11 protein-coding genes and 1 tRNA gene are annotated in these 12,034 nt (G+C 45.9%); all 12 read left to right on the top strand.

The annotated features are described in order from the left end of the window. Positions 1 to 13: 13 nt before the first annotated feature. Positions 14 to 104 (top strand) — tRNA-Ser (locus tag ICW03_RS05975). Between the two features lie 149 nt (positions 105 to 253). Continuing rightward, positions 254 to 1,726: an arylsulfatase gene (locus ICW03_RS05970; protein WP_215346575.1), complete on the top strand. Its 1,473-nt coding sequence runs from the start codon at positions 254 to 256 to the stop codon at positions 1,724 to 1,726. Positions 1,727 to 1,753: 27 nt separating this feature from the next. Continuing rightward, positions 1,754 to 3,280, top strand: coding sequence for an arylsulfatase (locus ICW03_RS05965; RefSeq protein WP_215346574.1), 1,527 nt, complete (start codon positions 1,754 to 1,756; stop codon positions 3,278 to 3,280). Positions 3,281 to 3,468: 188 nt separating this feature from the next. After that, positions 3,469 to 4,284 carry a transporter gene (locus ICW03_RS05960; protein ID WP_215346573.1) on the top strand — a complete coding sequence of 272 codons (816 nt, stop codon included), beginning with the start codon at positions 3,469 to 3,471 and terminating at the stop codon, positions 4,282 to 4,284. Positions 4,285 to 4,288: 4 nt separating this feature from the next. Further along, a complete protein-coding gene (locus ICW03_RS05955) occupies positions 4,289 to 5,401 on the top strand; it encodes a formylglycine-generating enzyme family protein (RefSeq protein WP_215346572.1) in 1,113 nt (370 codons plus the stop codon). 92 nt (positions 5,402 to 5,493) lie between these two features. Next, on the top strand, positions 5,494 to 5,799 hold the full coding sequence (locus ICW03_RS05950; protein ID WP_215346571.1) for a YciI family protein: 306 nt from the start codon (positions 5,494 to 5,496) through the stop codon (positions 5,797 to 5,799). Positions 5,800 to 5,908: 109 nt separating this feature from the next. After that, complete coding sequence (locus tag ICW03_RS05945) at positions 5,909 to 6,133, top strand: hypothetical protein (protein ID WP_215346570.1); 225 nt, start codon at positions 5,909 to 5,911, stop codon at positions 6,131 to 6,133. A 193-nt stretch (positions 6,134 to 6,326) separates the two neighbouring features. Next, positions 6,327 to 8,129 (top strand): NAD(P)H-dependent oxidoreductase subunit E, encoded by a 1,803-nt coding sequence (locus ICW03_RS05940; RefSeq protein ID WP_215346569.1) that lies wholly within the window; start codon positions 6,327 to 6,329, stop codon positions 8,127 to 8,129. Between the two features lie 35 nt (positions 8,130 to 8,164). Further along, positions 8,165 to 11,056: a formate dehydrogenase subunit alpha gene (fdhF, locus tag ICW03_RS05935; protein WP_215346568.1), complete on the top strand. Its 2,892-nt coding sequence runs from the start codon at positions 8,165 to 8,167 to the stop codon at positions 11,054 to 11,056. 147 nt (positions 11,057 to 11,203) lie between these two features. Continuing rightward, complete coding sequence (locus tag ICW03_RS05930) at positions 11,204 to 11,446, top strand: PbsX family transcriptional regulator (protein WP_215346567.1); 243 nt, start codon at positions 11,204 to 11,206, stop codon at positions 11,444 to 11,446. Beyond that, the gene (gene mazF / locus ICW03_RS05925) at positions 11,446 to 11,787 is read left to right on the top strand and encodes an endoribonuclease MazF (protein WP_215346566.1); all 342 of its coding nucleotides are present in this window, start codon (positions 11,446 to 11,448) and stop codon (positions 11,785 to 11,787) included. Before ICW03_RS05930 ends, mazF begins: the two co-directional genes overlap by 1 nt. Before the next feature lie 50 nt (positions 11,788 to 11,837). Further along, positions 11,838 to 12,023, top strand: coding sequence for a hypothetical protein (locus ICW03_RS05920; protein ID WP_215346565.1), 186 nt, complete (start codon positions 11,838 to 11,840; stop codon positions 12,021 to 12,023). Positions 12,024 to 12,034 lie beyond the last annotated feature (11 nt).

Here is a 12,034-nt window from a genome sequence, read left to right as displayed (position 1 = left end):
AATCATCGATTCCGGAAGGGTGGATGAGCGGTTTAAGTCACACGCCTGGAAAGCGTGCGTAGGTTAATAGCCTACCGCGGGTTCGAATCCCGCCCCTTCCGCCAAGCAGTCAAGAAACCACCTTCGGGTGGTTTTTTATTGTCCCAAGAGCCAGTAATTATTATTAATTAAAGTATCATTTCGCAAAGGTATGCATACCCCAAAGTGCTGGACTCAACCAGCAAGAAATTACAGAAAAAATCCGGAGACTGCGATGTTCTTAAAAAAGATATTAATCGGAATGTTGGCAGCTTCATTTCTGACTTCACCTGCATTTGCACAGAGTACTGAGACAAAGCAAAAGAAGCCTAATATTGTTTACTTCTTAGTCGACAACACAGGATGGGGTTCATTTGGTGTGTATGGTGGAACCGTACCCACGCCGAATATTGATAAGTTAGCCAGTCAGGGTATTCGTTTTAATAATTACAACGTAGAGGCTCAGTGCACACCATCACGCTCGGCCATCATGACGGGTCGTCATCCTGTTCGATCAGGAACAACTTCAGTGCCTTGGCCTGGTCAAGGAAAAGCTGGGATGGCTCCTTGGGAATACACCATCGCTAAGTTGCTCTCTGATTCTGGTTATGCAACAGCGTTATATGGTAAGTGGCATCTTGGCGATACCCAGGGACGCCTTCCGAATGATCAAGGCTTTGATGAATGGTGGGGCATCCAAAATACTTGGTTTGAAGCCGGCTATACGCAATGGCCGCTCTTTAAAGAGAGCGGTCTTCCTGTGCCAATGGTTTGGGAAGGCAAAAAGGGGCAGAAATCTAAACCCGTTATGCCACTCGATCTCAAGATTCGCCCAATCATAGATGAGAAGTACATCATTCCTAAGACTGTTGATTACATCAAGAAAAATGCAGCAGCTGATAAACCATTCTTTGTGTATGTAGGGTATTCAGAAATGCATGAGCCACCCATGCCTAACCCAAACTTTTCACAAAAATCAACGAAACGCGGTGGAGTATTTGCAGACCTGATTGCTGAGATGGACTATCGTGTTGGCCAAGTAATGGATGCTGTTAAAGAGGCTGGCATCGAAGACAACACTATCTTTATTTTCAGTAGTGATAATGCTGGTGGTGGCGCCAGTCCTCAGATTGGCGGTGCTACCAATGGACCATTTCGTGGTGACTTTTTCAATACACCTTTTGAAGGGAGCATGAGAGTCCCCGCAATGATTCGCTGGCCAGGAAAAATCCCCTCAGGCGTCGTTACCGAGGAGATGTTTGCTGCGGTTGACTGGATGCCTACCATCGCCGGAATGGTTGACTCTTCCAACTTGGTGCCCAAGGATCGTCCAATTGATGGAATTGATGCCTCTAAATTCATGTTTGGTAAGAGCAAGTCTACGGGTCGAGACTATTACCCATTCTTTGGTATTGACGGTGAATTAATGTCAATCAAATGGAAGATCTATAAAACTATTTACAGGTATGCGCAGTCTCCTATATCCATACAACAGCCATTTGTAACGGCGCAGATTCCGATGATTTATGACTTGAGTAGTGACCCGCATGAAGATAACAATCTCATGTATACGGATCTCACCTTAGGTTGGGTTTACGCCATGAATTTCAAGTGGATTGATGGCTATGAGAAGAGTGTTAAAGAGTACCCAAATATCAAAGTAGGTGAGGACTTCAAGGGTTACCCTAAAAAGCAAGCATCCAATTAACTTGAATTTAAATTAAAGAGTTCCGCAATGTTATTCAAACGCATTCTGATCGGGGTTTTGTCTGCTGCGATGGTTGTACCAGCAGCATTTGCACAATCTACTTCAGCACCAAATCAAAAGAAACCCAATGTGGTTTTCATACTGGCGGATAACGTTGGTTATGGCGACTTAGGTTCTTATGGTGGCGGTGAATTACGTGGTGCACCGACGCCACGTGCTGATGAATTGGCAAAAAGTGGATTGCGCCTTACGCAATATTTGGTTGAGCCTGCTTGCACGCCATCACGCGCTGCGTTGATGACTGGGCAATATTCAATTCGCAATGGTTTGTCGCTCGTTGCTGAGCCAGGAACACCAAATACCTTGTCATCCAAAGCCTATACCATGGGGCAGTTGTTTAAAGACGCAGGTTATTCAACTGCCATTTTCGGTAAGTGGCACTTAGGTGGAGCGCCCCAAAGTTTGCCTGGCGCTCACGGCTTTGATCAGTATTACGGAATTCCACCCGATACTTCTTGGGATTCTGCTGCCTATGTGCAAATGGCAATGCAAACGCACTCGTTTGGAAATGTTCCTGAAAAAGTTCTTTATGACAAAGGCCCTTGGATTAATCAGCAAAAGGGCAATGGTCCGCTAGAGCGCGTGAAGCCCTACACCATGGCGGTGCGTGCTGAGATTGACAATGAGATTACTGACAAGTCGATTGCATTTATTAAGCAACAGAATGCAGCAGGTAAACCTTTCTTCTTGTATCTGCCATTTTCAATGGGTCATTCACCGAATCTTCCGTCAAAACAGTTTGCTGGTAAGTCACGAATCGGACAATATGGCGACAAAATGATGGAAGGGGACTATCACGTTGGTCAAGTGATGGACGCCCTAAAGGAAATGAATATTGAAGACAACACGATTCTCGTATTTGCTTCTGATAATGGCGGCACCGGTCAGTACTTTATGAATTGGGATCGCTTGGGTCTTGGTGCTCCTGATATGGGATCCAATGGGCCATTTAGAGGTGATCTAGGTGAACCAACCGAGGGTGCGGTACGCACCTTCTGCATTATTCGTTGGCCTGGACACATTGCCCCAGGAAGCACCTCGTACGCAATGTTTTCAACAATGGACTTTATACCAACTTTTGCATCCATTTTGGGTGTGAAGCTTCCAACTGATCGAGCTATAGACGGAGTCAATCAGTTGCCCGTCCTCAAGGGCGAAAGCACGAAGGGTAATCGCGAATCTTTATTAACGTTTATCGGCCCTGATTTAGTTGCCGGTCGATGGAAGCAGTGGAGATATTATTTTAAGGATATGGCTCGCACGGGCACCGGTCAGCAGATGGTTGGTGGTATTTATGCCAATGCTGCACCCATGTATTACCCAAAGTTTTACAACATTGAAATGGATCCTCATGAAGATTTACAGATGACCAACTATGGTTGGACAGCTGAGCCAATCTTCCAGGTGATTCAGGAATACTTGGCGTCTGTTAAGAAGTTTCCAAATCCACCGCCTTCTAATGTGACTAATTTTTCTCAGCCCCTAGGGAGATGACTTTCTGGCTCCCAATAAGCTAGGAGGCCATTAAAAATAGAATGAGAATTTTTAGCGGAGCCCGGTATCAGATTGCCGGGCCTTTTTTTCTTCTAACGATTTCCCTGTTTTCTTCAGGCGCTTATGCCGATGAGGGTGGCGTTCCATTTTGGCTCTCTGGCCAATATGCCAGTATGGCGGCAGTCCCTATGGCAACAGGATGGTCGTTGGTCGCGATGCCATATTCCTACAGCGGTAGTGCTGACAAATCAAAAACATTTCAGCGCGGCCAAAGTCTTAATGCTGGTTTGAGTGCGCGCGAGTCATTTGTATTGATGCAGTTAGGATATGTAGCTGAAGAAAAAATCCTTGGTGCTCAACCCTATATTGGAATTGGATGGGGGCCTGGCACAAATACCACGACAGCATCAGTGAGTGTTACCAATCCAAGCGTGCAATTTAATCGGGCCAATACCAGTAATGGAGGCACGGATATATACCCACTTGCCAGCCTAACTTGGAGCGCCGGAAATAATAATTACAAAACTTATATAACTGGCGACATACCAGTTGGAACCTACAGCTCAACAAGCCTATCTAGTATAGGTATCGGGCATACAGCCATGGATGCTGGCGGCGGTTATACCTACTTAAACAATACAACTGGCTTTGAATTCTCTGGCATCGTTGGTGCTACTTATAATTGGCAAAACAACCAAACCAATTATAAGAATGGGATTGACTCGCACTTGGATTGGTCGATTTCTCAATTTGTTTCGCAAAGTTGGCAGATAGGTATTGCGGGTTATGTTTACTATCAGCTGACCGCAGATTCTGGCATTGGCGATAATGTGGGTGCGTTTAAGTCTCGCGTTGCCGCTGTTGGCCCTCAAATAGGCTATCTATTCAAAATGAATGGCAATGATGCATATATTAATTTGCGAGCTTATAAAGAGTATTGGGCACAGAATCGGGTAGAGGGGTATGCGGCCATTGCAACGATCAGCCTCCCGCTGGGAAAATAATTTAATGAAGAAGCTTAAGCGCTTATTTCTCTATGTGTTGATATTGCTTTCAGTAGTAATTGGCGCATATCTGCTTTGGAGTCATTTTTCGTCAAAGCCTCAAACTGAAGTTGTTGTAATCCGTTTGGGTGATGGTGTTAATGGCCCAAAGGGTATGGCATGGATACCTGGTGGCGAATTCCTTATGGGGAGTGATCATAAGAAAGCGCAGGCCAATGAGAGGCCAGCGCATAAAGTAAAGGTGTCTGGATTTTGGATGGATACCACGCACGTTACGAATGATCAGTTCGCACAGTTTGTAAAAGCAACTGCTTACAAAACTACCGCAGAGCAAGTTCCCGATTGGGAGACTATCAAAGTGCAACTGCCCCCCGGTACTCCTGAGCCACCAGCCTCTATTTTTGTTCCGGGCGCGATGGTTTTTGTTGGCACACAAGCAAAAGTAAACCTCAATGATTATTCGCAATGGTGGGCTTATGTTCCTGGAGCAAGCTGGCGTCATCCCACTGGTCCTCAGAGCAATATTGATGGCAAGGGCAATCATCCCGTGGTGCAAGTAAGTTATGAGGATACCTTGGCTTATGCCAAGTGGGCTGGCAAAAGATTGCCTACCGAGGCGGAGTGGGAGTTTGCTGCGCGAGGGGGTCTAAACCAGGCTACTTATGTTTGGGGTGATCAGCTAGAGCAAGAGGGAAAACTGCCGGCTAATATTTGGGATGTAAAGAAGCAAGCCTTCCCGGTCATCAGTCCTAAAGCTGGCGGCGCAATAGGTACTAGTTCCGTTGGAACCTATCCTCAAAATGGTTATGGCTTATTTGATATGACAGGTAATGCCTGGCAGTGGGTTGCTGATTGGTATCGTGCTGATTATTTTGCAATTCAAACCAAAGAATATGGCAATAGCGCGATCAATAATCCTCAAGGACCTACGAGTTCTTATGACCCAGACGATTATGGCGTTCCACCCAATGCCCCTAAGCGAGTCATTCGTGGAGGATCATTTTTATGTAACGAAGATTATTGTCAATCCTATCGACCCAGCGCTCGCCGCGGAGCAGATCGCTACAGTCCAATGTCTCATTTAGGATTTCGTTTGGTTAAGGATGCCGGACAATAGGTTGGATTTTCCTGGGGGGCTGACATAGCACCCCTTGATATTTTGCAAGTGGATTACTGAATCAATAGCGCTAAATTAGAAATGGAGAAAATATGATTTTCACAATGTTATTAATGGATCGCGCCGGAACTGCAGACTTGCGCGTACAAGTTCGACCTGAGCATCGCGCCTATTTGGCAAAAATGGCTGATCGCATGGCTTTTGCTGGGCCGCTTACCTCAGAGGATGGGCAAACCACTCTGGGAAGTTTGATTGCAATCGACTTTCCAAGCAGGGCGGATGTTGATGCATGGTTAAAGGATGAGCCTTACACCAAGGCCGGTGTTTATGAAAAGCCGATTATTAACGTCTTCAACAATATGTGGACTCAAAAGGCCGGCTTTCCGCCGGTACAATAATTTGTTGTAACTATCTTGTCGAATTGAGTCGGTAGGGGTTAAAACAGTTGAGCGGGGAAGCAGGGCATTCCCCTCGATATTGCAACCAGAATCAAGTAGACTTGAGGTCATGAATTCAACAAAAATGCGCATTTTCTCTATCCTCACAATCCTTTCTGCCCTCGGTTTAACAGGCTGCGGCTCAATTGAATCAGCCGCTCAAGAAGACTGCACCTCAATAGGCTGGCAAATTGGTAGCAAGGGTTACCAGGATTGCTACAAAGCTAGGCTTTACGAGCGCAAGTTGGATTACTCACTTCCGCCTGGCGACAGACCATCTCCATCCCTTCTATAACTAGGGTAAACCCTTAATTCAAGTCCTTGAGCGCCGTCAAGGACTTGGGGTGTTAAATAACCCAAAATAAAGCGTTATTTTGCGTATTGCTGGTCAGCTAAGCCATTGGCTTGGCAGGACTTTTGGTGGGCAAGATGGGTAAAGCTCTGCATTCGTGCAAAGCAATAAATATAAAAATTAGAGACTACAAAATATGAATCATCCAAAGCCTTCTGGAGAAGTCAAAGCGGTTGCTGTAGCAACGGCAGATGATTTGAGGGAAACCATTCGTCGCAAGAGTAAGTTGAAGGGGCGTCAAGCTGACGATACTTCTGTTGCAGAAGTACGCAAACTGATTGGTGACGCACCACATCGCAGAGACTTGCTCATTGAGAATCTTCATAAGCTCAACGATGAATATCGCGCTTTGCATGATCGTCATTTAGTTGCCTTGGCAAAAGAAATGAATTTACCAATGGCAGAGGTATATGAAGTTGCTACTTTCTATCATCACTTTGAAGTGGTGCGTGGAAATGATCCAGTAGCCGATATTACTATTCGTGTTTGCGATGGTATTGCCTGCGAATTGGCTGGTGCGCAAAATCTATTAGCAAAATTACCAAGCATCTTGGGTAATTCCAATATTAAAGTCATTGCAGCCCCATGTGTTGGTCGTTGCGAGCAAGCTCCTGTAGCGGTAGTACATCAATACCCAGTGTTGTTTGCTACAACCGATAAAGTCTCGGCTGCTGTCAAAAATAAGTTGACCACGCAGCCGATGGCTAAAGATGATGCTGTGTTTGAACCTGCTGCTTTAGCAGAGCAGGGTGTGTCGCCTCAAGGTGAGATGCAAGCGGTATCTCCTGACTATGTAGGTTACGAGTCTTACCGCGCACAAGGTGGCTATGCTTTAGCGAAAGAAATTCACGAAGGCAAAAAAGATGCGGAGAGCATCATTAAGGCCATGGAAAATTCTGGCCTGCGCGGATTAGGTGGCGCAGGATTTCCGGCGGGTCGCAAATGGCGCATTGTGAAAGATCAAGTTGCTCCTAAGTTAATGGCTGTGAACATTGATGAAGGTGAGCCAGGAACATTTAAAGATCGTACTTATTTAGAACGCGATCCTCATCGTTTCTTAGAGGGCTTATTGATTGCCGCCAATGTAGTCGGTATTGATGCTTGCTATATCTACTTGCGTGATGAATACCATGGCTGTAGAGAATTGCTTGAAGTTGAGTTGGCAAAACTCCAAGCCAATCCCCCATTCAAATTACCTACGATTGAATTGCGTCGTGGTGCAGGTGCCTATATCTGCGGTGAAGAGTCTGCGATGATTGAGAGTATTGAAGGCAAACGTGGTGAGCCACGTATGCGTCCTCCATACATTGCACAAGTTGGTCTGTTTGGTAGACCAACGCTCGAACACAACTTTGAAACCTTGTACTGGGTGCGCGACATTGTTCAGCGCGGACCGGAGTGGTTTAGCTCTTTCGGTCGCCATGATCGCAAGGGCTTGCGTAGCTTTAGCGTGAGCGGCCGTGTGAAAAAGCCTGGCGTGAAATTGGCTCCTGCCGGCATCACGATTCAAGAGTTGATTGATGAATACTGTGGTGGCATGCAAGATGGTCACAAGTTCTACGGCTATTTACCGGGTGGAGCATCAGGCGGCATCTTGCCGGCAACCATGAATGACATTCCACTTGACTTTGATACCTTGCAGCCCTACGGCTGTTTCATTGGTTCTGCTGCAGTGATGGTATTTAGTGATAAAGACAAAGCGCGCGATATGGCTCTGAATGTCATGCACTTCTTTGAGCATGAGAGCTGTGGCCAATGCACCCCTTGCCGTGTGGGTACAGGTAAAGCAGCCAAACTGATGCAAGCCAAATCATGGGATCAAGAAACCTTAGAAGACTTAGCCACAGTGATGGTGGATGCTTCTATTTGTGGTCTAGGTCAAGCTGCACCAAACCCCATACGTTGTATTCATAAATATTTCCCAGAAGAAGTGAAATAACCCACTTATAAATAACAGGGAATAACGAGACAAACATGAACGCACCAACAAATCCTAAAGAGCTTGAATTGCAAACCGTTGAGTTCAAGCTAGACGGCAAGACCATCGTTTCCTACGAAGGCGAAACGATCCTGAAAGCTGCTAAACGTCACGGCATTGATATTCCTCATCTGTGCTTTAAAGATGGCTACCGTCCAGACGGTAATTGCCGAGCATGCGTGGTAGAAATTAATGGTGAGCGTACTTTAGCGCCAAGCTGCTGCAGAAGTGCAACGCCTGGTATGGAAGTAAAGGCTAATAGCGAACGCGCGATCAAGAGTCAGAAATTGGTTCTGGAGATGTTGTTGTCAGACATGCCGGATGAAGGATTTAAGTGGGTTGGAGACAGCAAGGAAGAAGAGCAAAAAAATCAACATGGCGAACTCAGCACCTGGGCAGCACGCATGGATGTCACGGTTCGACCAGAGCTCAAAGCATTAAGACGTGAGAAGGTAAGTAGCGATATTTCGCATCCGGCGATGGCAGTCAATTTAGATGCCTGTATTCAATGTAACCGCTGTGTGCGTGCTTGTCGTGAAGAGCAGGTCAATGACGTGATTGGCTATGCAATGCGTGGCGCTCACAGTGAAATTGTTTTCGATTTAAATGATCCAATGGGCGATAGTACCTGCGTCGCTTGTGGCGAGTGCGTACAAGCATGTCCCACAGGCGCACTAATGCCTAAGGGATTAATTGGTTCGCAAGCAGTTGATCGTAAGGTGGATTCTGTTTGTCCATTTTGCGGTGTGGGTTGTCAAATTACTTACAACGTTAAAGACGAAAAAATTGTCAGCGTCGAAGGACGCGATGGCCCAGCTAATCACAATCGTCTTTGCGTTAAAGGTCGTTTTGGGATGGATTACATTCACAATCCACAACGCCTGACAAAGCCGCTTATTCGTAAGACGGGTGTCGCTAAGGATGAGTCCATCTTAGAGGGTAAACAAGATTGGTCTGATATTTTCCGTGAAGCGACCTGGGAAGAAGCCCTTGAGTTTGCTGCTGGCGGTCTCAAGAAGCTTAAAGATCAACATGGCTTAAAAGTATTAGCTGGCTTTGGTTCTGCAAAAGGCAGCAACGAAGAGGCCTATCTATTCCAGAAGTTGGTTCGAACTGGCTTTGGTAGCAATAACGTTGACCACTGCACACGTCTTTGTCACGCATCGTCAGTTGCTGCGCTTTTAGAGGGCGTAGGCTCAGGCGCTGTAAGTAATCAAGTGAACGATGTTGAGCATTCCAGCTTGATTTTTTTGATTGGCTCCAATCCAACCGCGAACCATCCGGTTGCGGCCACTTGGTTTAAGAATGCCGCTAAACGCGGCGCCAAAATCGTATTGTGTGATCCACGTGCAACAGAAATTAGTAAGCATGCCTGGCGTACGATGCAGTTCAAGCCAGACACTGACGTGGCGATGCTCAATGCCATGATCTATACGATTATTGAAGAGGGCTTGGTTGATAAAGACTTCGTCCAAAATCGTGCCAACAATTTTGCGGCTCTAAAAGAAAATATCAAAGGCTACAGCCCAGAGGCGATGGGACCTATCTGTGGAATTCCATCAGAAACACTGCGTGAAGTGGCTAGAGAGTTTGCAACTACCAAGTCAGCAATGATTTTGTGGGGCATGGGAGTCAGCCAGCACGTACACGGTACAGATAATGCACGCTGCTTAATTGCTTTAGTAAGTATCACCGGTCAAATTGGTAAGCCTGGTTCTGGTTTGCATCCATTGCGTGGTCAAAATAACGTGCAGGGCGCCAGTGATGCCGGCTTGATTCCGATGATGTTCCCGAACTATCAACGTGTTGATAATCCAGAAGCGCATGCTTGGTTTGAGAAGTTTTGGGGTACACCATTAGATAAAAAGCCTGGCTACACCGTAGTTGAGATCATGCATAAGATCACTGCGCCTGATAGTGATCCAGACAAGATTCGCGGTATGTATGTCGAAGGTGAAAACCCTGCGATGAGTGACCCGGACTTGAATCATGCACGTCATGCATTGGCATCTTTAGAGCATTTGGTTGTGCAAGATATTTTCATGACAGAAACGGCACTTTTAGCCGACGTAGTATTGCCAGCAAGTGCATGGCCTGAAAAGGTAGGTACGGCAAGCAATACCGACCGTATGGTGCAAATGGGCAAGAAAGCTATCAATCCTCCTGGCGATGCAAAGCCGGACTTGTGGATCATTCAAGAGATTGCTAAAGGCATGGGCTTGAATTGGAACTACCAAGGCCCTGATGCCGGTGTTGCTGAAGTCTATGACGAGATGCGCCAAGCTATGCATGGTGCTATCAATGGTATTACTTGGGAGCGGCTGGAAAAAGAGTCTAGCGTGACTTATCCATGCTTATCAGCTGAAGATCCAGGTCGTCCGATTGTGTTTGATGATCAATTTGCTACAGCAGATGGCAAGGTGAAGTTGGTTCCAGCAGACATCATTCCGGCAAATGAGCGCCCAGATGCTGAATACCCATTTGTATTGATCACAGGTCGTCAGTTAGAGCATTGGCATACCGGCAGCATGACTCGTCGCGCCACTGTGCTAGATGCAATTGAGCCTATGGCTACCGTATCTATGAATGGTGAAGATATGACTCAATTAGGTGTATCTGCTGGTGATGTGATTACTGTTCAGTCTCGTCGTGGTGAAGTAGGAATTCACGTGAGAAGAGATGACGGCACACCAAGAGGTGTGATCTTCATTCCGTTTGCATACTATGAGGCTGCAGCTAACCTTATTACAAATCCTGCCCTAGATCCATTTGGCAAGATTCCAGAGTTTAAGTATTGCGCAGTGAAATTAGCAAAAGGCGGCCAGGCTTCTGCATTGATGGGATATGGCACTAACGATCCCAAACTCAATCCGGCGGCTATTGTTTAATATGACCCCTGTGTGTAAATGAGTCTAGTAGTCATTAAGCTTGGAATAGTCTCTTCTAACCCCGTCTTTATGGCGGGGTTTTTATTTGTGGCTTGATTCCTTTGGTTGATGTAGATACAATGTATATACATCTTGAAAGGGGCTTATATGCAAACAATCATTAAGAAATGGGGTAACAGCCCGGCTTTACGTTTAAATGCTGCGGTAATGAAGTCTGCCCAATTGAATATTGATCAACTGGTCTCTGTAAAAGTTCAAAAAGGTCGTATCGTGATTGAGCCTATGGTCAAGCAGGAGTATCCACTCGAAGAATTGTTGGCTGGTATTACCGCTAAGAATCTACATAGCGAAGCAGACTTTGGCGGTCCTGTGGGTAAAGAGCTTCTTTAATGGTGAGAGCTTATGTGCCGGATGCTGGTGATGTTGTATGGCTGGAGTTTGATCCTCAGGCCGGAAGAGAGCAAGCGGGTCGTCGACCTGCTGTCGTATTGACGCCAGAGATCTATAATAAAAAAACTAATCTTATGATTTGCTGCCCATTAACAACCCAGATTAAAGGTTATCCCTTTGAGGTGTTGGTTGAAATAGATGGGATTGAATCTGCAATCTTATCTGATCAGGTTAAGTCCTTGGATTGGAAAATAAGAAAAGCAAAATACAAAAATAAAGTGAGCTCGGTGATCCTCGGCGAAGTAAAAGCTAAGGCAAAGTCTTTGCTTTCTATTGCGTAGATGTCTGCTGCACTATGTTAGAGAGTAATTTATGTATATATGTGAGGACCATGGCCTCGGAGCAAGGTTATTCAGAAGAAGATCAAACGCAATTCTTGGTTAGATTAGAGCGCGCTTGCATAGATAATCCTGATCTTCCACCTACTTTTGTGGCTAACTGTTTAATGTCTCTTTCTGAGACTAGGTTAGATGAGACGCCTCCTTTTGCGCCACGTAATTCAGGAATTCAAGCGTGACCCATTTTTCT

Source organism: Polynucleobacter sp. MWH-Aus1W21, from assembly GCF_018687275.1.
Classification (GTDB): domain Bacteria; phylum Pseudomonadota; class Gammaproteobacteria; order Burkholderiales; family Burkholderiaceae; genus Polynucleobacter.
This window is presented reverse-complemented; position numbering and strand designations above follow the sequence as displayed.